Below are 21,036 nucleotides of genomic sequence, written 5' to 3'. Positions count from 1 at the left end.
GTGCCGGGTGGGACTGACAGCCGGGCGAGTGCCCGGTGAGTGCCGGGCGGGTGAGGTGAGGCGGGTGAGGTGAGCGGGTGTAGTTAAAGGAGCAAAAAAGACAATCCGCTCATATGGTGATGATTCAGGCCCATGATCAACCCGCGAGCCTGCGGGACCGACGAGCGGAGACCGTGCGATGGCGCAGGTGCACCCGTCCGGAACCGGTCCCGTCCGCGCCGCCCGCCGTCGGGTCCGCGGGCCCTTTCGGGCGCTGTTCGCGATGCTGCTCACCGCGCTCGTGCTCGGCGGCGCCGTGCCGTACGTGTCCGGGAGCGGCCGGTCCTACCTCAGCTACCTGGTGCTGGCCGAGGAGGAGGACGCCGCCGGTGCCGCCCGGGCCGGGGCCGAGGCCCGCGCGGCGGGCGGGCAGGTGGTCCAGGAGTACCCGCAGATCGGGGCCGTGCTGGCGTACGCCACCGGCGGCTTCGCGGACAAGGTGCGGGCCGGGCCCGGGATCGCCGCCGTCGGGGCCACCCGCACCGCGCCGGTGGTCGGCCCGCCGAGGTCGCTGGACGGCGCCGGGGACTTCGCGGCCGGCACCGAACGCACCGGGCGCAGCAGCGCGGACCGGTCCGGCAGGGCGGAGCGGTCCGGGGGGACCGACACGGCCGAACTGTCCGAGCGGCAGGAGGGCGGCACCGTCTCGGTGCCCGACCCCGGTGAGCGCGACGCGTGGAACCTGACCATGCTCGGTGCGTCCGGCGCCCGCGCCGGAGCCGCGACCGCCCCGCCGGGCGGGCCCGCCTCCGGCGGCGGGCCGACGCCGGAGGCGCTGCACAAGGTGGTCGTCGCGGTGCTCGACTCCGGCGTCGACGACACCCACCCCGACCTCAGGGCGGCCGTCGACCCCAAGGCCTCGGCCTCGTGCGCCGACGGCCGCCCCGACCCGCGGAGCGGCTCCTGGCGGCCCGACCCCGGGGTCGGCGAGAGCGGGCACGGCACCCACGTCGCCGGGATCGTCGGCGCCGCACGGGACGGCCGCGGCGTCACCGGGGTCGCGCCGGGCGTGCGGATCGCCGCCGTGCGGCTGCTCGGGCCGCTCGGCCAGTACTACGCGGAGAACATCGTCTGCGGCATGCTCTGGGCCGCCGACCACGGGGCCAGGGCGATCAACAACAGCTACTTCGCCGACCCGTGGAAGTACAACTGCCCGGAGGATCCCGACCAGGCCGCGCTGGTCACCGCCGTCGGCCGGGCCGCCGCCTACGCCCAGCGCAAGGGCGCCGTCGTGGTCGCCTCGGCGGGGAACGACGGGCAGGACCTCGGCGCGACCAGGGCCGACGAGCGCAGCCCCAACGACCGGGTGTCCGGCCCCGCGCAGTCCCGCCGCCTGGGCACCGAGTGCATCCGGCTGCCCGGCGAGCTGCCCGGCGTCGTCACCGTCACCGCCGTCAACCGGGACGGCCGCCCGTCCGCGTACTCCAACTACGGGCGCGGCCGGGTCTCGCTGGCCGCGCCCGGCGGGGATCCGGACGGCGGACCGCAGGGCGCGATCGTCTCGGACTGGCCCGGCGGGCAGTACGCGGGGCTGGCCGGCACCTCGATGGCGGCCGCGCACGTGACGGGCGCGGCCGCGGTGGCCGCCGCACTGCACCCGGACTACGACTCCGCCCGCCTCGCCGCCCTGCTGGCCGCCACGGCCGCGGCCGCCTGCCCGCCGGGGCCGTACGGGTGCGGGGACCGGCAGTACTTCGGTGCGGGGATGCTGGCGCTGCCGCGGTAGCGATGGGTGCCGGGTGCCGCAGGTGGTCGGGGCGCGCCCGTGCCGGCGGCCGTCGGGCCCCGGGCGGGCCGGGGTGTCCGTGCGGGCGGGAAAAGCGGGTGACGGGTGGGCGGCGGTGGGTGAGGATCGGGGCATGACCGCATTCCTCACCACCGAGCGGCTCGTGCTGCGCCGCTTCACCGCCGCCGACGTGGAGCACCTGGTCGAGCTGGACGGCGATCCCGAGGTGATGCGCTACCTCACCGGCGGGCGGCCGACCCCGCGCGAGGTCGTCGAGAACGAGCTGCTGCCGCTCTACCTCGCGCACTACGAGCGGTACAAGGACCTCGGCTGGTGGGCGGCGGAGGAGCGGGCGGGCGGTGCCTTCGTGGGCTGGTTCGAGTTCCGGCCGACGGAGGAGGGGGAGCGCGGCGAGGTCGAGCTCGGGTACCGGCTGCGCCGGGCCGCCTGGGGGCGCGGGTACGCGACCGAGGGCGCGCGGGCGCTGATCCGCCGCGGTTTCACCGGACTCGGCGTGCGGCGGGTGGTGGCCTACACGATGGCGGTCAACACCGGCTCCCGGCGGGTGATGGAGAAGAGCGGCCTCTCGTACGTCCGGACGTTCCACGAGGAGTACCCGGAGGTGATCCCCGGCAGCGAGCACGGCGAGGTCGAGTACGCGCTGGAGCCGCCGGACTGGCGGGCCTGAAGCGCCCGGGGGGCTCCGGCGGCCGGTCCGGGATACTGGACGGCATGAGGCTGACGGAGTTCTGGCGACGGATGTACGTGCACTTCGGGGAGACGTACGCGGAGTCCTTCGCCTCCGACCACGTGATGAGCGAGCTCGGCGGGCGGACCGTCCGGCAGGCGCTGGACGCGGGCTGGGAGGCCAAGGACGTCTGGCGGGTGGTCTGCGAGACGCAGGGGGTCTCCGCGCTGCTCCGCTGAGCGTCCTGCGCCGAGCGTCCCCGGACGACGCCTGAATGACGGCGTTCCGGCCGTCGCCGCCGGGCGGATGGGACAGACTGTCCGGGTGGCAAGCGACGCAGAACAGCAGAATTCGGACAGGCCGGCGAAGGCGGCGGACGGGGCCGGCGGACTCTGGGGCGGCGGGATGCCGCGCTGGCTGCCCCGGGCGATGGTGCTCGCCTTCGTCCTGCTCGGCCTGTTCCGGCTCGCCGACTGGGCGTTCCGGCAGCTCATCGACCTCTTCGTGATGCTGCTGGTGGCCTTCTTCCTGTCACTGGCGCTGGAGCCGGCCGTCGACCGGATGGCCGCGCGCGGGGTGCGCCGGGGCGTCGGGACGTTCCTGGTGTTCGTCGCGGTCGGGATCGCCGTCCTCGGATTCCTCGCCGCGCTCGGCACGCTGTTGGTGGACCAGGTGGCGAAGATCGCGGAGGACCTGCCGCACCTGGTCGACAACCTGATCGGTTGGTTCAACCGGACGTTCCATCAGGATGTCTCGCTGGGCGAGCTGCAGAAGAAGCTGCTCAAGGACTCCGGCGCGATCGAGAGTTACGCCCAGCAGGCCGCCGACAACGTCTGGGGCCTCTCCTCCACCGTGATCGGCGGGCTCTTCCAGGCCTTCACGGTCGGGCTGTTCACCTTCTACTTCACCGCCGAGGGCCCCCGGGTCCGCCGGACGGTCTGCTCGCTGCTGCCGCCGGCCAGGCAGGGCGAGGTGCTGCGGGCCTGGGAGATCGCGCTCGCCAAGACCGGCGGCTACCTGTACTCGCGCGCGCTGCTCGCGGTGGTGTCGGCGGCCGGGCACTGGGTGATGTTCGCGCTGCTGGACCTGCCGTACTCGGTCGCGCTGGCGATCTGGGCCGGCGTCATGTCGCAGTTCGTGCCGACCATCGGCACCTACCTGGCGGGCGCGCTGCCGGTGCTCGTCGCGCTGACGGTGGAGCCGGTGGACGCGCTGTGGGTGCTGGTGTTCGTGACGGTCTACCAGCAGGTCGAGAACTACCTGCTGCACCCGCGGATCACCGCGCGGACGGTGGACGTGCACCCGGCGGTGGCATTCGGCGCGGTGATCGCGGGCGCGGCGCTGCTGGGCGCGGTGGGCGCGCTGATCGCGATCCCGGCGGCGGCCACGCTGCAGGGGTTCGTCGGGACGTACGTGCGGCGCTACGAGGTGGCGACCGACCCGCGGATCGACCGGGGCGAGCAGCGGCGGGCCCGGCACGAGCCGCGCCGGGAGGCGGCGCGGCGGCTGCGGCGGATGGTCGGCGGCGGGTCGGACGAGACGAGCTGAATCGAACGGCGCCGAACGGGGGCCGGGGCGGGGGCGGGCGGGGATGGGCGTGCGCTGGGCGAGGCGTGCCACGCTTGAATCGAACAGATGTTCTTTGTACTCTCCGGCGAGGAGTTTTCCACAGGCGGAGCCCGGTCGGGCTCGTTTGTCAGTGGGACGCGCTAGCGTCGAGGACGATGAAGCGCACAGCACAGAACCCGAAGGAAAAGGCCATGGCAGGTACGGACCGCGAGAAGGCCCTAGAGACCGCACTCGCCCAGATCGAGCGGCAGTTCGGCAAGGGCTCGGTGATGCGCCTCGGCGAGAAGGCCAACGAGCCGATCGACGTGATCTCCACCGGGTCCACCGCCCTGGACGTCGCCCTCGGGGTCGGCGGCATCCCCCGCGGCCGGGTGATCGAGATCTACGGCCCCGAGTCCTCCGGCAAGACCACCCTGACGCTGCACCTGGCGGCCAACGCCCAGCGGGCCGGCGGCACGGTCGCGTTCGTCGACGCGGAGCACGCGCTCGACCCGGAGTACGCCAAGAAGCTCGGCGTGGACACCGACTCCCTGCTGGTCAGCCAGCCGGACACCGGTGAGCAGGCCCTGGAGATCACCGACATGCTGATCCGCTCCGGCGCGATCGACCTGGTGATCATCGACTCGGTCGCGGCGCTCGTCCCGCGCGCCGAGATCGAGGGCGAGATGGGCGACTCGCACGTCGGTCTGCAGGCCCGCCTGATGAGCCAGGCGCTGCGCAAGATCGCCGGTGCGCTGAACCAGTCGAACACCACCGCCGTGTTCATCAACCAGCTCCGCGAGAAGATCGGCGTCATGTTCGGCTCGCCGGAGACCACGACCGGTGGCCGCGCGCTGAAGTTCTACGCGTCCGTCCGCCTGGACATCCGCCGGATCGAGACCCTGAAGGACGGCACCGAGGCCGTGGGTAACCGCACCCGCGTCAAGGTGGTCAAGAACAAGGTCGCCGCGCCGTTCAAGCAGGCCGAGTTCGACATCCTCTACGGCGTCGGCATCAGCCGCGAGGGCGGCCTGATCGACATGGGCGTCGAGCACGGCTTCATCCGCAAGTCGGGCGCCTGGTACACGTACGAGGGCGACCAGCTCGGCCAGGGCAAGGAGAACGCCCGCAACTTCCTGCGGGACAACCCGCAGCTGGCCGACGAGATCGAGCGGAAGATCAAGGGCAAGCTCGGCATCGGCCCGAAGACCGAGGAGCCCGCCGAGGGCGCGGCGGACGCCGCCGACGGCGCCGCCAAGCCGATCACCGCGACCGCCGCCAAGACGGCCGCGGCGAAGAAGACGGCGGCGGCCGCCAAGGCCTGAGCCGTTGACGCAGCACGACGAGGTGGGTGACGGCGGCCCGGCGGAGCCGGACGACGACTACGGCCCGCCGGACTGGTTCGCCGCCGTGGCGCAGGAGCTGGATCCGGAGCCGCCGACGGCCGTCCCGGCACGGCCGCGCCGTCGGCGGGAGCCGCGCCCGGCGGCACGAGCGACATCCGGCCCGGAGCCGGAGTTCGACCGGGCACCGGTCCGGGCGGTGCGCGGCGCGGCGCCCGGACCGGGTCCGGCGGAGGGCCTGGCCGACGGGCTCGGGCTGGTCTCCGCCTCCGAGCTGCCCACCGGCCGGCGGCGCCGCCGCTCGGCGCTGTCCGAGGAGGCCGTCGGCCGCACGGAACCGGCGGACGAGGTGGAGGCGGCCGGTCGTGGGGGTGCGGCCGCCCTCGCAACGCGCACCCGGACGGGCGCGCGCCGGCTCGCCGAGCGGGGCGGCGGTACCACCGGGCCGCGCGAGCCGAAGCGGTCCAGGACCGAGGAGCCGGCCGATCCCGAGACCCGAGCCCGCGACATCTGCCTGCGGCTGCTCACCGGCGCCGCCAAGACCCGCAAGCAGCTCGCCGACGCCCTGCGCAAGCGGGAGATTCCGGAGGACGTCGCCGACGAGGTGCTCACCCGGCTCGAAGAGGTCGGGCTGATCGACGACGCCGCCTTCGCCGCGGCCTGGGTCGAGTCCCGGCACGCCGTCCGGGGCCTGTCGCGGCGGGCGCTCGCCCAGGAGCTGCGGACCAAGGGCGTGGCCGCCGACCTGGTCGAGCAGGCCGTGGCCCAACTCGACCACGACGACGAGACCGAGGCCGCCCGGGCCCTCGTCGAGCGCAAGCTCCGGAGCACCCGTGGGCTGGACCCGCAGGCCCGGATGCGGCGGCTGGTCGGCGTGCTGGCCCGGCGCGGCTACTCCGAGGGCCTGGCCTTCCGGGTGGTGCGTGCGGCGATCGAGGAGGAGAGCGCGGAGGAGGCTGCGGAGGAGAACCAGGAGGACGCGCACTGGATGTGACGACTGCGGGGAGCCGAGGCCGGCTCCGTAGGCGTCATGGCCGACTCCGGGAACGCCTGCTCGGGCGGGCGGCCGGGGGCGTGCAAGGAGTCGCTGGAGATGTACGTGCGCAGCTGATCGCCCGCGAGGTCGCCCGGCAGGTGTCCGAGGAGCTGACCCACCCGGGGCAGAACCGGGTGACGGTGGTCCGTGAGAGCCGGGTCACCGAGGTGGCGCGGTAGAGGGGTCCAACTGCTCGGGGGCGGGTACGGGGGCGGGCTCGGGTTCGGGCGCGCCGGTGAGCGGCGTCGGGCCGCCCCGGGCGCGGTCGGCGAGCGCCAGCAGGTCCTCGGCGGCGGCGCCCTGGGTGACGCCGACGAGGTGTCCGTCCGGCCGGATCAGCAGCACGGTGTGCGGGCCGGCGTCCGGGTACTCCTCGGTGACGAGCACCTCGGCCGGGACGGGCAGGGCATTGGCCACCTCGGCGAGCCGCGGCATCAGGCCGGCGCCCAGCCAGTGCTCGGCGGACCACACAGCGGTGCCGGGGGCGACCAGCAGCAGCAGGAAGGTGGCGCCGAGCCGGGCGTGCAGGTGGTCGGGGGTGCCGTCGGCGGAGAGCACGGGGAGGTCCGGGACGAGCACGCCGGGGGCGGTGGCGGGCAGCAGCTCGCTGAGCGAGGTGGTGCCGCGCACGCCGCGCTGCACCGGCACCCGGCCGGGGACGCCCGAGGGCGCCGCCGGGTAGGCGGGCGCGCCGCCGAAGCGGCCGGTGCCGAGCTGGCCGTCGGCGAGCAGCGGCGCGTGCTTGCGGAAGCCGCCGACGAGCAGCGAGCGCCGGGTCTGCTGCCAGCCGCGCAGCGGGCGCAGCAGCGGCATGGCCTGGTCGACTGCGCGCAGGCGGGCGCCGACGGCACCACGGCGCTCGGCCTCGTAGCCGTCCAGGAGGGAACCGCCGGGCTGGGGGCCGCCGGAGTGGAGGTGCCAGGCGAGGGCGAGGCGCCAGGCGAGGTTGTCGGCGTCGCGCAGCCCGTCGGCGAGGTTCTGCATGCCGAGCGCGCCGTGCAGGTGGGCGGCGTCGCCGGCGAGGAAGCAGCGGCCGCTGCGGAAGCGGGCGGCGAGGCGCTGCTGGGCGGTGTGGTCGGCGGCGGCGAGGAGCTCGAAGCGGGGGAGCTCGCCGCACCAGCCGGTGAGGCTCGTGGTGACACGGGTGAGCAGGGTGTCGCCGGTGACGACGCCGGGCCAGGTGGCGTGCGGGTCGACCGGCTCGGTGGGGGTGGGGCGGCCGGGGGGCAGGCGCCAGTCGAGCCGCCAGACGCCGTCCGGCAGGGGGCGGGCGGAGGCTTCGCGGTCGCCGCGCCAGGGGGGCTCGCGGTGCAGCCGGGCGCCGTCGAAGGGCAGGTCGACCCGGACGGTGGCGATGGCGTTGCGGTCGACGGCCGGGCGGCCGGGGAAGCGGATCTTCAGGAGCTTGCGGACGGTCGAGCGGGCGCCGTCGCAGCCGACCAGGTGGCTGCCGCGCCACCAGGTGCTGGTGCCGTCCTGGGTGCCGTGGGTGCGGACGCTGACGCCGTCGCGGTCGTGTTCGAGCTCGGTGACGCGGCTGAGCGGGACGAGCCTGACCAGCGGGGTGCCGGTGAGGGCGTCGCGCAGGCCGCGCTGGAGGCGGTGCTGGGGCAGGTGGAAGGTGGGCGAGTCGGCGAGGTCGATCCGCAGCACCTCCTGGCGGCGCCGCCAGATGGCGAAGGAGTCCCACAGGGCGGAGTCGGAGACGGCCCTGGGGTAGCCGATGCGGGTGAGGAAGGCGGTGGAGTCGGCGCCGAGGACGACGCTGCGCGGGCCCTCGGGGCAGAGCCCGGAGCCCTCGTCCAGGACGACGGTCGGCACCTCGTGCCGGGCGAGCGCGAGGGCCAGGGCCAGACCGACCGGTCCGGCCCCGACCACGATCACGGGGTCCATGCCGGGACCTCCGGGCGCGGGCGGACCGTTCGGGCCCGGAAGACCGGGCATGGGCAGGCCGTCAGGCTGGCGTCATATGCCGCGTGGAAGCTCCCGGGAGGTGTCACGAAGAGCAATGCAACAGTTCACCTGCGTGTGCGTCAAGCAGCAGCCGAAGTGCGCCGGTTCGCGCCGCGACGGCCGCGTGCTTCGATCCACCGGGCGAGCGCGGTGAGCAACAGGCACATCGTGATGTAGATCGGACCGATCACCAGGACCACGGGGATGTACGGGAAGCCCGCGGCGTTCAGCGGCTGGCTCGCGATCGCCTTACCGATGAACAGCAGCTCGTGGTAGGTGATGATGAAGCCGAGCGAGGTGTCCTTCAGGGTGACGACCAGCTGGCCGATCATCGTCGGCAGCATCGAGCGGACCGCCTGCGGCACCAGGATGTCGGCCATCACCTGGGTCTTGCGCATGCCCAGGGCGTACGCGGCCTCGGCCTGGCCGCGCGGGACGGCGTTGACGCCGCTGCGGATGATCTCGGCCTGGACCGCGCCGTTGTAGAGGGTGAGGCCGAGCACCAGCGCCCACATCGGCTCCTTGGCGAAGAACGCGTAGTAGAGCGCGACGATGAGGATCAGCAGCGGCATCGCCCGGAAGAACTGGACGACGGCGGTGCACACCCAGCGCACCGGCTTGTGGTCGGAGAGCCGCCCGGCGGCGAGCAGCGAGCCGAGGGTGAGGGAGAACAGCGCCGCCAGGCCGAAGGCCTCCAGGGTGGCGAGCAGGCCGTCCAGGATCCGCTGCTGGATGGTGTTGTACTGGAAGACGTCCCAGAGTCCGGCGTCGAACTGCCCGTTGTCGGACAGCATCGTGACGGCGTACCAGATCAGGCCGGCGATCGCGACGATCGACAGCACCCCGAACAGGCGGTACCGCGCGCGGGCCTTCGGGCCGGGGGCGTCGTAGAGGACGCCGGCCGTAGCGGAGCGGGTGAAGACACTCATCGGGCCACCGCCAGTCGGGACTCCAGGAAACGGAACAGGGTGGCGATCGCCGCGCTGATCACCAGGTAGGCGCAGGCCACCCAGAAGAAGATCGAGAAGATCGAGTAGCCGCGCTCGGAGAAGGTCTGCTGCGCGCTGTACAGCTCGCCGACGCTGAACGCGCCGGCGATCGCCGAGTTCCTCGGCAGGGCGATGAACACGCTGCTCATCGGGGCCAGCACGGTGCGGGCGGCCTGCGGAAGGACGACCAGGGTGAGCGTCTGGCCGAAGGTCATGCCGAGGCTGCGGGCGGCCTCGGCCTGGCCGAGCGGCACGGTGTTGATGCCCGAGCGCAGCACCTCGCAGACGAACGAGGCGGTGTACCCGCCGAGCGCCAGCACCGCGAAGGTGAGGTGCTCGAAGTGCACGTCGAGCGCGGGCAGTCCGAACTCGACGGCGAAGAACAGCAGAGTGAGCGGGGTGTTACGGAAGAGCGTCACCCAGGCGGTGCCGAAGCCGCGCAGCACCGGCACCGGGGAGACCCGGAAGGCCGCCAGCAGGGTGCCCAGCAGCAGGGCGAGCAGGGCGCTGAGCGCGCTCAGCTCGATCGTCTGCAGGAAGCCGTCGCGGAACAGCGCGAAGTTGCCGTCCTCGAACAGGAACCCCATCCGGCGGCCCTCCTCTCGGGAGTGGTCAGGAAAATCGGGCGAGTGGATCAGTAGCGCTCAAGGGCCGGCGGGGTGGGCGCCGCGGAGCCGGAGAGGCCGAGGGTCGCGTCGTACGCCTTCTTCCAGTCGCCGTTGTCCTGGTGCGCCTTGATGGCGTCGTCGATGGCACCGCGCAGGGCCGCGTCGTCCTTGTTGAGGCCGACGCCGTACTTCTCCTCGGTGAACGGCTGGCCGACCACCCTGAGCTTGCCGGAGAACTTGGAGGCGTAGCCCTTGAGGATGGCGTCGTCGGTGGTGACGGCGTCGACCTCGCTGGAGAGCAGCTTGTCGACGCAGGCCGAGTAGGTGTCGAACTGCGTGATCTTCGCGTTGTACGGCTGGATGTTCTTGATGGAGGTGGAGCCGGTGGCGGTGCAGACGTTCTTGCCCGCGATCGAGTCCTTGCCGGTGATGTCCTTGTTGTCGGCCTTCACCAGCAAGTCCTGGCCGGCGATGTAGTACGGGCCGGCGAAGGAGACCGTCTTCTTGCGCTCGTCGTTGATGCTGTAGGTGCCGACGTAGAGGTCGATCTGGCCCTTGGCGATGGCCGGCTCGCGCTGCGAGGAGACCAGGGTCTGCCACTTGATCTGCTGCGGGGTGAAGCCGAGGTCGGCGGCGATCATCTTGGCGATCTCGATGTCGAAGCCGCTGCGGTCACCGCTGGCCACGTCCTCCCAGCCGAGGAACGGCTGGTCGGCCTTGGCACCGATGATCAGCTGGCCGCGCTTCTTGGCCGCGGCCAGCACCGCCGAGTCGATCTTGACGTCGGTCTTGACCGTGTAGGCCGGCAGCGCGGGGGCGTTGCTGCCGCTCGCGGCGGCCGCGTCGGGCGAGCCGTCCTTGCCGCAGGCGGCGGTGGCGGTGAGCGCGACGGCACAGAGCGCGACGGCGAGGGTGCGACGAGTCCTCATGAGGGTTGTTCTCCTGGGGGCTGGGCCACGGGGTCAACCGGGCTCTGGCGTCTGGAAGGTGTGCGCACGGGTGGGCCGGCCGGCGCCCTTGCCGGGCCGGTCGTGGGGGATCGGAGCTGCGCGCGGGTCAGAGCTGCATGGGGGTCAGAGCTGTGCGGGGAGGCGGAGCGTCAGTGGTGCAGGATCTTGGAGAGGAAGTCCTTGGCGCGCTCGGAGCGCGGCGCGGTGAAGAAGGCGTCCGGGGTGTTCTGCTCGACGATCTTCCCGTCGGCCATGAACAGCACCCGGTTCGCGGCGGAGCGGGCGAAGCCCATCTCGTGGGTGACCACGACCATCGTCATGCCGTCGGCGGCCAGTTGGCGCATGACCTCCAGCACCTCGTTGACCATCTCCGGGTCGAGGGCCGAGGTGGGCTCGTCGAAGAGCATCACCTTCGGCTTCATGGCCAGCGCGCGGGCGATCGCCACCCGCTGCTGCTGACCGCCGGACAGCTGGGCCGGGTACTTGTCCGCCTGCGCGCCGACGCCGACCCGCTCCAGCAGCTCCCGGGCCGTCTTCTCGGCCTGCGGACGCGCGACCTTGCGCACCTTGACCTGGCCCATGACCACGTTCTCCAGCACGGTCTTGTGGGCGAACAGGTTGAAGCTCTGGAACACCATGCCGACCTCGGCGCGCAGCCGGGCCAGCTCCTTGCCCTCGGCGGGCAGCGGGCGGCCGTCGATGGTGATCGTGCCGGAGTCGATGGTCTCCAGCCGGTTGATCGTCCGGCACAGGGTCGACTTGCCGGAGCCGGACGGCCCGATCAGCACCACGACCTCGCCCTGCGTGATCCGCAGGTCGATGTCCTGGAGCACGTGCAGGGCACCGTAGTGCTTGTTCACGCCGTCCAGCACGACCAGCGGAGCGGCTGCGGAGTTCGAGGCCCCGATCGGATTCCCGGTCATCGCGCCTGCTCCCTCGTGTCGGCCCGAGAAGTCTGAACTCCCTTGGGCGGCAATGGTGGTACGAATCCGGGGGCCGCGGCCGGCGGAGCCGCAGCCCCCGGTGGGCCGACCTTAGGAGCCCTGACGATTCCCCGTCAGCCGATCTGAGCGGAACTTGAGCATCACGAAACGGCCACACGGCGCTCGCACACTGTTCGTCCGGCCGCGGCCGGGGCACGGTGGGTGTGGGGCGAGCCCCCCCGCGCCGCCCTCCCGCAGCGGCCGCGGCGCGGCCGAGCCTGGCGCCCGGCGGCCCGCTGGCCCATACTGCGCAGGACCGGGACCGACCGAGCGGACCCGGTGATCACCGCCCGGGGGAGCCCCCGGGACCCCTGGAGACGTCGGGGAACGGGGAAGGAGGAGACATGCGACTGCTGCTCGTCGAGGACGACGAACGCGTGGCCGCCGCGCTGGTCGCGGTGCTGGGACGGCACGGGTTCCAGGTCCGGCACGCCCGCAGCGGGCACGAGGCCCTGGACGCGCTGGTGCCGGACGGCAACGAGCCGTACCGGGTGGTGCTGCTCGACCTCGGGCTGCCCGACCGCGACGGCTTCGAGGTGTGCAGCCGGATCCGGGCCGGCAGCGGCGTCCCGGTGATCATGGTCACCGCCCGCGCCGACATCCGCTCCCGGATCCACGGGCTCAACCTCGGCGCCGACGACTACGTCACCAAGCCCTACGACATGGGCGAGTTGCTCGCCCGCATCCACGCCGTCGCCCGGCGCGGCGCCGCGCTCGCCGCCGTCTCGGTGGCCGCGCCCGACGCCGTCCCGCAGCAGCGCGGCCCGCTGGAGTCCCGCGGCATCCGGATCGACCGGGAGCGCCGCCGGGTCAGCGTGGACGGCCGCGACGTGCCGCTCACCCGCAAGGAGTTCGACCTGCTCGCCCTGCTCGCCCAGAGCCCCGGCGTGGTCTACCGGCGCGAGCAGATCTTCAGCGAGGTGTGGCGCAGCGGCTGGGAGGGCAACGGCCGCACCCTGGAGGTGCACATCGGTTCGCTGCGCAACAAGCTCGCCCTGCCCGGCCTGGTCGAGGCCGTGCGCGGCGTCGGCTACCGGCTGATCCCCGAGTCCCCGGCGGCCGCCCCGGACGCGCCCACCGCGGAGCACTGACCGTACGTGCGCAATCGCCTGCTCGGCATCCTGCTCGCCCTGATGGTTTGCGTCCTGGCCGCCCTCGGGCTGCCGCTCGCGGCGGCGGTCGCGGCGGCCCAGCAGACCAAGGTGGTCGTCGACCGGCTCGACGACGCCGCCCGCTTCGCCCAGGACCTGCCCACCTCCGGCACCTCGGACGCGGCGCGCAAGGGCGACCCGGGCCCCGCCCCCGGCGACCTCAGCCGGCGCAACGCGATCGACGCCGAGGTCGCCCGCTACCACGACCTGTACGGCGTGCGCCTCGGCATCTTCCAGCGCGACGGCGTCCCGATCTCCGCCGCGCCGAAGAACTGGACGGTGCCGACCGGCGGCTCCGGCGCGCAGGCCTTCCAGGAGGCGCTGGACGGGCGGCGCAGCCACAACCCGCCCCAGGTCTGGCCGTGGACGGCCGACCGCACGATCACCGTCGCCACCCCGGTCGTGCGCGACGGCGACGTCGTCGCCGTGGTGCTCAGCGAGTCGCCGACCGGGGCGCTGCGCACCCGGATCCTGCACAGCTGGCTGGTGATCGGGGCCGGCGAGGCCGCCGCGATGATCGTCGCCGTGCTGCTCGCCGTCCGGCTCACCGAGTGGGTGCTGCGCCCGGTGCGCACCCTGGACCGGGCCACCCACGACATCGCGACCGGCCGGATGAACGCCCGGGTCGCCCCCGGCGGCGGGCCGCCCGAGCTCCAGCGGCTGGCCCGCTCCTTCAACGAGATGGCCGACCACGTGGTGCTGGCCCTGGACCAGCAGAAGGCCTTCGTCGCGGACGCCTCGCACCAGCTGCGCAACCCGCTGGCGGCGCTGCTGCTGCGGGTCGAGGTGCTCGGTCTGGAGCTGCCCGAGGGGCACGAGGAGGAGCTGGGCGTCGTCCGCGAGGAGGGCGCCCGGCTCGCCCGCGTCCTGGACGACCTGCTCGGCCTCGCCACCGCCGAGCACGCCCGCCCCGAGCCCGAGCCGACCGACCTCGCCGCGCTCACCCTCGCCCGGGTCGGCGCCTGGCGGACGGTCGCCGTGCAGCGCGGCATCGAGCTGTGCTGGGACGGGCCGGCGCTCGCGCTCGGCATGGCCGACCCGATCGGCTTCGGCTCGGCGCTGGACGCGGTGCTGGACAACGCGCTCAAGTTCTCCCCGGAGGGCGGTCGGGTGCGGCTGCGGGTCGCGGTGCGGCGCGACGAGGTCGCGGTGACGGTTTCGGACACCGGGCCCGGCCTCACCGAGGAGGAGGTGTCCCGGGCGGGCGACCGGTTCTGGCGCAGCCCGCGGCACCAGAACGTGGACGGCTCCGGGCTCGGCCTGTCCATCGCCCGCACCCTGCTGACGGCCGGCGGCGGCTCGCTCGGCTTCGCCCCGGTCAAGCCGACCGGGCTCGCGGTGACCCTGGCGGTCCCCCGGCCGGGGAAGGAACAGCTGCCGGGCCGGGACCAGGGCTTCCCGGGCCGGGACTAGGGCTTCACCGAGCGGTAGTAGCGCATCGCACCCTCGTGGAGGGGGAGCGGGTCGGTGTACACGGCGGTGCGCAGGTCGACCAGCTGGGCGGCGTGGACCTGGGCGCCGATCTGGTCGCGGCTGTCGATCACCGCCTTGGTCATGCCCTGGACCAGGCCGGGATCGACGTCGTCCCGGGTGATCAGCAGGTTGGGCACGGCCATGGTGGCGACGGCGTCCTTGGGCTCGGCGTTCGGGTAGGTGCCCTTGGGCATGGTGGCCGCCCGGTAGGCGTCGGTGCCGCCGCCCTCCGCCTTGTGGAGGGCCTCGGACAGGTCGGCCAGCGGGACGATCCGGATCCGGACGTGGTCGGAGAGGTCGGTCAGCGCGCTGGTGGGCAGGCCGCCGGACCAGAAGAAGGCGTCCACCCTGCCCTCGCGCAGGTCGTCGGCGGCGTCGCCGACGCCGTCCGGGACGGCGGTGATGTCCCGGTCCGGGTCCAGGTTGGCCGCGGTCAGCAGCCGCCGGGTCACGAGGTTCACCCCGGACTGCGGCAGGCCCACGCCCACCCGCAGGCCCTTGAGGTCGGCGGTGCGCTGCACCGGCGAGGAGGCCGGGACGATCAGCTGGAGGTAGTCGTCGTACAGCCGGGCGATCGCCCGGAGCCGGTCCTTGCCGGGGCCCTTGTAGTCGGCGACGGCGTCGGCGGTGGCTATCGCGAACTGGTCCTGTCCGCTGGTCACCCGCCGGAGGTTGTCGATCGAGCCCTCGGTGTTGTCCAGCGTCAGCCGCACCCCGGGCATCGACTTGGCGACGTGCGCCTGCAGCAGCTGCCCGTACCGGTCGTAGACCCCGCGCTGCACACCCGTCGCGAAGCGCGTCTCTCCGAGCGGGTAGCCGCGCGAGCGGCCCGCCGACAGCCACCACCCGCCGAGCCCCGCCAGCAGCAGGGCCAGCACCAGGACCGTCCGCCACAGGGGGCTGCGGGCGGCCGCGCGGAGCACGGCGCCAGGACGTGAGGGAACGGTGGGGGCCATGCAGGGATACTGCCAGGCGCCCCGGCAGAACGGGAGGGGCCGCAGGGCCGCCGTCCGGGGAAAAGCCCTTCGCGCGTGCCCGTACCCTGGTCTGGTGAGCGGTGAGAGCGGATTGAAGAGCTACAAGGTCGTCACGCACGGCTGTCAGATGAACGTCCACGACTCCGAGCGCCTGTCCGGGCTGCTGGAGGAGGCGGGCTACGTCAAGGCCGGGCCGGAGGGCGACCCGGACCTGGTGGTGTTCAACACCTGCGCGGTGCGCGAGAACGCCGACAACAAGCTGTACGGGAACCTCGGGCAGCTCGCGCCGGTCAAGGGCCGCCACCAGGGCATGCAGATCGCCGTCGGCGGCTGCCTGGCCCAGAAGGACCGCGACACCATCGTCCGGCGGGCCCCCTGGGTCGACGTGGTCTTCGGCACCCACAACATCGGCCACCTGCCGGCGCTGCTGGAGCGGGCCGCGGTCGAGAAGAAGGCCCAGGTCGAGATCCTGGAGTCGCTGGAGACCTTCCCCTCCACGCTGCCCACCCGCCGCGAGTCCGCGTACGCCGCCTGGGTCTCGATCTCGGTCGGCTGCAACAACACCTGCACCTTCTGCATCGTGCCCGCGCTGCGCGGCAAGGAGGAGGACCGCCGCCCCGGCGACGTCCTCGCCGAGATCGAGGCGCTGGTGGACGAGGGCGTCATCGAGGTGACCCTGCTCGGCCAGAACGTCAACGCCTACGGCTCCGACCTGGGCGACCGCGAGGCCTTCTCCAAGCTGCTGCGCGCCGCCGGCCAGGTCGAGGGCCTGGAGCGGATCCGCTTCACCTCGCCGCACCCGCGCGACTTCACCGACGACGTGATCGCCGCGATGGCCGAGACGCCGAACGTGATGCACCAGCTGCACATGCCGCTGCAGTCCGGCTCGGACCGGATCCTCAAGGCGATGCGCCGCTCCTACCGGCAGGAGCGTTTCCTCGGGATCATCCGCAAGGTCCGCGAGGCCATGCCGGACGCGGCCATCTCCACCGACATCATCGTGGGCTTCCCCGGCGAGACCGAGGAGGACTTCGAGGAGACGATGCACGTCGTCCGCGAGGCGCGTTTCACCAACGCCTTCACCTTCCAGTACTCCAAGCGCCCCGGCACCCCGGCCGCGGAGATGGAGGACCAGGTGCCGAAGGCCGTCGTCCAGGCCCGCTACGACCGGCTGATCGCGCTCCAGGAGGAAATCTCCTGGGAGGAGAACAAGAAGCAGGTCGGCCGCACCCTGGAGATCCTGGTCGCCGAGGGCGAGGGCAAGAAGGACGACCGGACGGACCGCCTCTCCGGCCGCGCCCCCGACAACCGCCTCGTGCACTTCACCCGGCCCGCCGAGCCGGTGCGCCCGGGCGACATGGTGACCGTCGAGATCACCTACGCCGCCCCGCACCACCTGCTGGCCGAGGGCCCGACCCTCGCGGTGCGCCGCACCCGCGCGGGGGACGCGTGGGAGAAGCGCCAGGCCGAGCCCGCCGCCAAGCCGGCCGGCGTGATGCTCGGCCTGCCGGGCATCGGCGCGCCGGCTGCGCTGCCGCCGGCCGCCCCGGCGGGCGGCTGCTGCGGCGACTGACGCGGGCGACCGGCGCAGGCACGTTTCGGCGGCCCGGCGGGACCTTCGCGTCCCGCCGGGCCGCCGCGCTTCTTCGTTAGAGTGATCCACATGCTGGTAGCCGCCGCCGTGTGTCCCTGTCCGCCGCTGCTCGTCCCCGAGGTCGCCGCCGGGGCGGCGAGCGAGCTGGACGCGCTGCGGGCCGCTTGCGACGACGCACTGGCGGCGCTCGTCGCGGCCGAGCCGCAGTTGGTCGTGGTGGTCGGAGCAGGGCCGCAGGCCGAGGTGTGGACCGAGGGTGGTGCCGGCTCCTTCCACCGCTACGGGGTGCCGCTGGTGGCCAAGCTGCCCGGCGGCCGGGTCGAGGGGCCGGAGCTCGCGCCCTCGCTCACCGTCGGCGCGTGGCTGCTGGAGCGCGCCGGGGTGCGCCTGCCGACGCACGCCTGCGCGGTGCCCGAGGACGCCCCCGCCGACCGCATGCTCGGGCTGGGCCAGGGCCTGGCCGGGCTGGCCGACCGGGTCGCCCTGCTGGTGCTCGGCGGCGGCAGCGCCTGCCGCACGGTGAAGGCGCCCGGCTACCTGGACGAGCGCGCCGAGGGCTTCGACGCGGCGCTGGCAGCCGCCCTGGGCTCGGCCGACCTGCCCGCGCTCGCCGCACTGGACGCCGGTCTGGCCGCCGAGCTGAAGGCCGACGGCCGGGCGCCCTGGCAGGTGCTGGCCGGCGCCGCCGAGGGCGCCGGCCTCACCGCGCGGCTCGGCTACCAGGACGCACCGTACGGCGTCGGGTACTTCGTGGCCTCCTGGAGCTGATCACCGGGGCGCCGCGGCTCAGGACCGAGGTGCCTGGCCGTTGCCGCCGGTGCCCTCCTCGCCGGGCTTCGGCGTGTGGGCGAAGTCGTCCACCGCGTCCTTGGCCCTGCTGGCGCCGTGCTCGATCTTGTCGGTGTACTTGCCCATGGTGGCCTTGTCGATGGCGCCGCCGGCCCTGTCCACCATGTGCTCGATCTGGTCGTGGTGCTTGCCCGCGAGCTCACTGGCCCGCTCCTTGAGCTCCTCGGCCTTGCCCTTGAGGTTGTCCATCAGACCCATGGCGATCTCCTTCCTTCCCTGTTCCCTGCACAACGTCCGGGACCGGTAAAGCGTTCGCAAAACGGATTCGGCTGCGGAAACGGCCGGAAACAGTCATATCGTCGCGCAATCGGGGGCTGGAGGCAGCCCGGTGTCCGGTCCCACGGCGGTTTTGCGAGACTGGAGCGGTGAGCAGCTCCCGTACCGTCCAGCCCCCCGTCGTGTCGATCGTCGGGGCGACCGCCGCCGGCAAGTCCGATCTGGCCGTGGCCGTCGCCCGCGGCCTCGGCGGCGAGGTGATCAACACCGACTCGATGCAGCTCTACCGCGGCATGGACATCGGCACCGCCAAGCTCACCGTCGACGAGCGCGGCGGCGTCCCGCACCACCTGCTGGACGTCTGGGACGTCACCGAGACCGCCAGCGTCGCCGAGTACCAGCGGCTGGCCCGGGCCGAGATCGACCGGCTGCTCGCCGCCGGGCGCGCCGCCGTGCTGGTCGGCGGCTCCGGGCTGTACGTCCGGGCGGCGATCGACGAGATGGAGTTCCCGGGCACCGACCCGGCGGTCCGGGCGCGGCTGGAGGAGGAGCTGGCCGAGGCCGGCCCCCACGCGCTGCACCGGCGGCTGGCAGAGCTCGACCCGGCGGCGGCCGAGGCGATCCTGACCGGCAACGGGCGGCGGATCGTCCGGGCGCTGGAGGTCATCGAGATCACCGGGCGGCCGTTCACCGCCAACCTGCCGAGCAACACCGCCGTCTACGACGCCGTGCAGATCGGCGTCGCGGTGCCCCGCCCCGAGCTGGACGAGCGGATCGCGCTGCGGGTCGACCGGATGTGGGCGGCCGGGCTGCTCGACGAGGTGCGCGAGCTGGAGGAGGCCGGACTGCGCGAGGGCAGGACGGCCTCCCGGGCGCTCGGGTACCAGCAGGTGCTCGACCACTTCGCCGGGCGGTGCACGGAGGACGAGGCGCGGGCCGAAACCGTACGGGCCACCAAGCGCTTCGCCCGCCGGCAGGAGTCCTGGTTCCGCCGGGACGACCGGATCCACTGGCTCTCCCGGCCGGCCGGCACCGACCCGGTCGACCTGCTGGAACGCTCCCTCGAACTGATCGACCGTCAGCGCGTACCGGCCGCGTAGGCGGGATCCGGCCACTTCGGCGGTGCGGCTGCGCGAGCACGTGGCCGTGCAGGACCGACCGGGGGTTACGGCCCGATCACGTGATGGCCACGGATCACCCGGCCGACCCCGGTGGAGCCCGGAACGCCCCTCTGGACATGCCATCATCGATGTCATAAGGGGTCGGCCCGGGCGGGCCGACCGTACCGGCCGCGAGTCCGCTCGTGTCGAACTGTCAGGGGAGGCCGTGTGTCGACGGGTACCGGCCCCGAGTCCGGCCAGAGCGGGAGTGTCACCGCACCGGCCGACGAGTTCGACGAGTCGACGATGGGTGACCTCCCCGTGCTGACCGGACTGGACGCGCCCACCTCGTACGCGGTCGCGCTGCCGACGCTGGACACCAGCGGCCCGGCCGGCGCGGTGCACGAGCGGGAGATCCGGCCGCTGCGCCGGCTGCGGTGGTGGCAGACGCTGCCGATCGCGCTGCTGGGCACCCTCGGCTCGCTGATGTTCAGCTTCCCGCTCGCCTTCGGCTCCGCCGGGGCGCGGGCGACCATGGTCGGGATGCTCGGGCTGCTGCTGACCGCCGCCTCGGTCGGCTGGGGCGCGATGGCCGCCCGGCACGCCGGGTACAAGTGGCCGGGCCTGCCGCGCCGGGGCTCCGGGCGGCGGGCCGGGTGGAAGGCGATCGTCGTCTACACCCTCATCGCGCTGGCCGCCTGCGCCCTCGCCGTCTGGCGGGTCGCCCACCTGAGGTAGCTCCCCCCGCCCCGAGCCGAAGGGTGCGTCGAGCGTCGGCGCCGGGTACCCGAAGGGTGCGCCCGGAGGCGAGCGGGTGGGCGACAGTACCATCGGGAGGGTGAGCGCATCCTCCCCGCAGCCGGCCGGCATCCCCTTCCTCAAGGGGCACGGCACCCAGAACGACTTCGTCATCGTCCCCGACCCGGACGGCCGGCTGGCGATCGGCCCCGAGGCCGTCGCCGCGCTGTGCGACCGGCGGGCCGGCATCGGCGCGGACGGGCTACTGCGCGTGGTGCGCTCCGCCGCCGACCCGGCCGCCGCGGACCTCGCCGACCGGGCCGAGTGGTTCATGGACTACCGGAACTCCGACGGCAGCATCGCCGAGATGTGTGGCAACGGCCTGCGGGTCTTCGCCCGCTACCTGGTCGAGGCCGGCCTCACCAAGCCCGGCGAGGTGGCCGTCGCCACCCGGGCCGGGGTGCTGACCGCGCGGGTCGCCGAGGACGCCGGGGACGGCACGCCCGGCGAGGTCACCGTCGACATGGGCCGCGCGCGGCTGCCCGGGCCGGACGGCATCGAGGTCGCGGTCGGCGGGCGGCGCTGGCCCGCGCTGAACGTCAACATGGGCAACCCGCACGCCGTCGCCTTCGTCGAGAGCCTCGACCACGCCGGGGACCTGCTGTGCCCGCCGCTCACCAGCCCCGAGGGCGCCTACCCCGAGGGCGTCAACGTCGAGTTCGTGGTGGACCGCGGGCCGCGGCACGTCGCCATGCGGGTGCACGAGCGCGGCTCCGGCGAGACCCTCTCCTGCGGCACCGGCGCCTGCGCCGTCGCGGTGGCCGCGATCCGCCGGGACGGCGTCGACCCGGCGGTCACCGGCGAGGCGGCGGCGTACACGGTGGACCTGCCGGGCGGGCGACTGACGATCACCGAGCACCCCGACGGTCTGGTGCAGATGACCGGCCCGGCGGTGATCGTGGCCTCCGGCGAGATCGACGCCCGGTGGTGGGCGGCGCTGGCCGACTGACGGGCCGGTTTGCCCATTTCAGAGGGCGCCGAATCCCCCCGATCGGGTGATATCGGTTGCGAAGGG

21 protein-coding genes are annotated in these 21,036 nt (G+C 73.7%); 14 read left to right on the top strand and 7 right to left on the bottom strand.

All coding sequences use genetic code 11. From position 1 onward, the window contains the following. Positions 1 to 178: 178 nt before the first annotated feature. The 7 genes from ACWCXH_RS21710 (at position 179) to ACWCXH_RS21680 (ending at position 6,559) form a co-directional block, all read left to right on the top strand. On the top strand, positions 179 to 1,765 hold the full coding sequence (locus ACWCXH_RS21710; RefSeq protein ID WP_449803069.1) for a S8 family serine peptidase: 1,587 nt from the start codon (positions 179 to 181) through the stop codon (positions 1,763 to 1,765). A gap of 133 nt (positions 1,766 to 1,898) precedes the next feature. Next, entirely contained in the window at positions 1,899 to 2,453 is a 555-nt protein-coding gene (locus ACWCXH_RS21705; RefSeq protein ID WP_449803068.1) for a GNAT family N-acetyltransferase, read from the top strand. A 44-nt stretch (positions 2,454 to 2,497) separates the two neighbouring features. Continuing rightward, on the top strand, positions 2,498 to 2,692 hold the full coding sequence (locus tag ACWCXH_RS21700) for a DUF3046 domain-containing protein (protein ID WP_449803067.1): 195 nt from the start codon (positions 2,498 to 2,500) through the stop codon (positions 2,690 to 2,692). 85 nt (positions 2,693 to 2,777) lie between these two features. Beyond that, positions 2,778 to 4,001, top strand: a complete 1,224-nt coding sequence (locus ACWCXH_RS21695; protein WP_449803066.1) for an AI-2E family transporter — start codon at positions 2,778 to 2,780, stop codon at positions 3,999 to 4,001. A 212-nt stretch (positions 4,002 to 4,213) separates the two neighbouring features. Next, positions 4,214 to 5,326 carry a recombinase RecA gene (gene recA, locus ACWCXH_RS21690; RefSeq protein ID WP_449803065.1) on the top strand — a complete coding sequence of 371 codons (1,113 nt, stop codon included), beginning with the start codon at positions 4,214 to 4,216 and terminating at the stop codon, positions 5,324 to 5,326. A 4-nt stretch (positions 5,327 to 5,330) separates the two neighbouring features. Further along, complete coding sequence (recX, locus tag ACWCXH_RS21685; RefSeq protein WP_449803064.1) at positions 5,331 to 6,338, top strand: recombination regulator RecX; 1,008 nt, start codon at positions 5,331 to 5,333, stop codon at positions 6,336 to 6,338. Positions 6,339 to 6,418: 80 nt separating this feature from the next. Then, positions 6,419 to 6,559 (top strand): hypothetical protein, encoded by a 141-nt coding sequence (locus ACWCXH_RS21680; RefSeq protein WP_449803063.1) that lies wholly within the window; start codon positions 6,419 to 6,421, stop codon positions 6,557 to 6,559. Here ACWCXH_RS21680 and ACWCXH_RS21675 read toward each other — a convergent pair. The 5 genes from ACWCXH_RS21675 to ACWCXH_RS21655 all read right to left on the bottom strand — a co-directional run bounded on the left by ACWCXH_RS21675 (position 6,540) and on the right by ACWCXH_RS21655 (position 11,758). Then, on the bottom strand, positions 6,540 to 8,273 hold the full coding sequence (locus ACWCXH_RS21675; protein WP_449803062.1) for an FAD-dependent monooxygenase: 1,734 nt from the start codon (positions 8,271 to 8,273) through the stop codon (positions 6,540 to 6,542). The two genes, ACWCXH_RS21680 and ACWCXH_RS21675, sit on opposite strands and share 20 nt — an antisense overlap. Before the next feature lie 140 nt (positions 8,274 to 8,413). Further along, on the bottom strand, positions 8,414 to 9,262 hold the full coding sequence (locus tag ACWCXH_RS21670; RefSeq protein WP_449803061.1) for an amino acid ABC transporter permease: 849 nt from the start codon (positions 9,260 to 9,262) through the stop codon (positions 8,414 to 8,416). Beyond that, positions 9,259 to 9,909 carry an amino acid ABC transporter permease gene (locus ACWCXH_RS21665; protein WP_449803060.1) on the bottom strand — a complete coding sequence of 217 codons (651 nt, stop codon included), beginning with the start codon at positions 9,907 to 9,909 and terminating at the stop codon, positions 9,259 to 9,261. Before ACWCXH_RS21665 ends, ACWCXH_RS21670 begins: the two co-directional genes overlap by 4 nt. Positions 9,910 to 9,956: 47 nt before the next feature. Next, positions 9,957 to 10,859: a glutamate ABC transporter substrate-binding protein gene (locus ACWCXH_RS21660; protein ID WP_449803059.1), complete on the bottom strand. Its 903-nt coding sequence runs from the start codon at positions 10,857 to 10,859 to the stop codon at positions 9,957 to 9,959. Between the two features lie 170 nt (positions 10,860 to 11,029). Then, positions 11,030 to 11,758, bottom strand: a complete 729-nt coding sequence (locus tag ACWCXH_RS21655) for an amino acid ABC transporter ATP-binding protein (RefSeq protein WP_449803087.1) — start codon at positions 11,756 to 11,758, stop codon at positions 11,030 to 11,032. Positions 11,759 to 12,207: 449 nt separating this feature from the next. Here ACWCXH_RS21655 and ACWCXH_RS21650 point away from each other — a divergent pair, with 449 nt between their 5' ends. Both ACWCXH_RS21650 and ACWCXH_RS21645 read left to right on the top strand, forming a co-directional pair. Then, entirely contained in the window at positions 12,208 to 12,954 is a 747-nt protein-coding gene (locus ACWCXH_RS21650) for a response regulator transcription factor (RefSeq protein WP_449803058.1), read from the top strand. A gap of 6 nt (positions 12,955 to 12,960) precedes the next feature. After that, positions 12,961 to 14,427: a sensor histidine kinase gene (locus ACWCXH_RS21645; protein WP_449803057.1), complete on the top strand. Its 1,467-nt coding sequence runs from the start codon at positions 12,961 to 12,963 to the stop codon at positions 14,425 to 14,427. On the opposite strand, the gene ACWCXH_RS21640 is transcribed toward ACWCXH_RS21645, so the two are convergent. After that, positions 14,424 to 15,443 carry a TAXI family TRAP transporter solute-binding subunit gene (locus ACWCXH_RS21640; RefSeq protein ID WP_449803056.1) on the bottom strand — a complete coding sequence of 340 codons (1,020 nt, stop codon included), beginning with the start codon at positions 15,441 to 15,443 and terminating at the stop codon, positions 14,424 to 14,426. The genes ACWCXH_RS21645 and ACWCXH_RS21640 overlap by 4 nt on opposite strands. A 94-nt stretch (positions 15,444 to 15,537) precedes the next feature. On the opposite strand from ACWCXH_RS21640, the gene miaB reads away from it, so the two are divergent. Together miaB and ACWCXH_RS21630 are read left to right on the top strand one after the other, a co-directional pair. After that, positions 15,538 to 17,037 carry a tRNA (N6-isopentenyl adenosine(37)-C2)-methylthiotransferase MiaB gene (miaB, locus tag ACWCXH_RS21635; RefSeq protein ID WP_449803055.1) on the top strand — a complete coding sequence of 500 codons (1,500 nt, stop codon included), beginning with the start codon at positions 15,538 to 15,540 and terminating at the stop codon, positions 17,035 to 17,037. A gap of 90 nt (positions 17,038 to 17,127) precedes the next feature. Beyond that, the gene (locus ACWCXH_RS21630) at positions 17,128 to 17,826 is read left to right on the top strand and encodes a hypothetical protein (protein WP_449803054.1); all 699 of its coding nucleotides are present in this window, start codon (positions 17,128 to 17,130) and stop codon (positions 17,824 to 17,826) included. Positions 17,827 to 17,844: 18 nt separating this feature from the next. On the opposite strand, the gene ACWCXH_RS21625 is transcribed toward ACWCXH_RS21630, so the two are convergent. Further along, positions 17,845 to 18,105 (bottom strand): antitoxin, encoded by a 261-nt coding sequence (locus ACWCXH_RS21625; protein WP_449803053.1) that lies wholly within the window; start codon positions 18,103 to 18,105, stop codon positions 17,845 to 17,847. A 167-nt stretch (positions 18,106 to 18,272) separates the two neighbouring features. On the opposite strand from ACWCXH_RS21625, the gene miaA reads away from it, so the two are divergent. The 3 genes from miaA (at position 18,273) to dapF (ending at position 20,970) form a co-directional block, all read left to right on the top strand. After that, on the top strand, positions 18,273 to 19,223 hold the full coding sequence (gene miaA / locus ACWCXH_RS21620) for a tRNA (adenosine(37)-N6)-dimethylallyltransferase MiaA (protein WP_449803052.1): 951 nt from the start codon (positions 18,273 to 18,275) through the stop codon (positions 19,221 to 19,223). A gap of 228 nt (positions 19,224 to 19,451) precedes the next feature. Next, complete coding sequence (locus ACWCXH_RS21615; RefSeq protein ID WP_449803051.1) at positions 19,452 to 19,961, top strand: hypothetical protein; 510 nt, start codon at positions 19,452 to 19,454, stop codon at positions 19,959 to 19,961. A gap of 100 nt (positions 19,962 to 20,061) precedes the next feature. Further along, positions 20,062 to 20,970 carry a diaminopimelate epimerase gene (gene dapF, locus ACWCXH_RS21610; RefSeq protein WP_449803050.1) on the top strand — a complete coding sequence of 303 codons (909 nt, stop codon included), beginning with the start codon at positions 20,062 to 20,064 and terminating at the stop codon, positions 20,968 to 20,970. Positions 20,971 to 21,036 lie beyond the last annotated feature (66 nt).

This window comes from Kitasatospora sp. NPDC001660, assembly GCF_053596725.1.
Note: the sequence above shows the minus strand (reverse complement) of the source record. Positions and strands in the feature narration are given on the sequence as shown.

Coding starts and splice junctions, on each gene's coding strand:
- ACWCXH_RS21710 (WP_449803069.1), top strand. CDS start 179: ATGGCGCAGGTGCACCCGTCCGGAACCGGTCCCGTCCGCGCCGCCCGC.
- ACWCXH_RS21705 (WP_449803068.1), top strand. CDS start 1,899: ATGACCGCATTCCTCACCACCGAGCGGCTCGTGCTGCGCCGCTTCACC.
- ACWCXH_RS21700 (WP_449803067.1), top strand. CDS start 2,498: ATGAGGCTGACGGAGTTCTGGCGACGGATGTACGTGCACTTCGGGGAG.
- recA (WP_449803065.1), top strand. CDS start 4,214: ATGGCAGGTACGGACCGCGAGAAGGCCCTAGAGACCGCACTCGCCCAG.
- ACWCXH_RS21675 (WP_449803062.1), bottom strand. CDS start 8,273: ATGGACCCCGTGATCGTGGTCGGGGCCGGACCGGTCGGTCTGGCCCTG.
- ACWCXH_RS21670 (WP_449803061.1), bottom strand. CDS start 9,262: ATGAGTGTCTTCACCCGCTCCGCTACGGCCGGCGTCCTCTACGACGCC.
- ACWCXH_RS21665 (WP_449803060.1), bottom strand. CDS start 9,909: ATGGGGTTCCTGTTCGAGGACGGCAACTTCGCGCTGTTCCGCGACGGC.
- ACWCXH_RS21660 (WP_449803059.1), bottom strand. CDS start 10,859: ATGAGGACTCGTCGCACCCTCGCCGTCGCGCTCTGTGCCGTCGCGCTC.
- ACWCXH_RS21650 (WP_449803058.1), top strand. CDS start 12,208: ATGCGACTGCTGCTCGTCGAGGACGACGAACGCGTGGCCGCCGCGCTG.
- ACWCXH_RS21640 (WP_449803056.1), bottom strand. CDS start 15,443: ATGGCCCCCACCGTTCCCTCACGTCCTGGCGCCGTGCTCCGCGCGGCC.
- ACWCXH_RS21630 (WP_449803054.1), top strand. CDS start 17,128: ATGCTGGTAGCCGCCGCCGTGTGTCCCTGTCCGCCGCTGCTCGTCCCC.
- ACWCXH_RS21625 (WP_449803053.1), bottom strand. CDS start 18,105: ATGGGTCTGATGGACAACCTCAAGGGCAAGGCCGAGGAGCTCAAGGAG.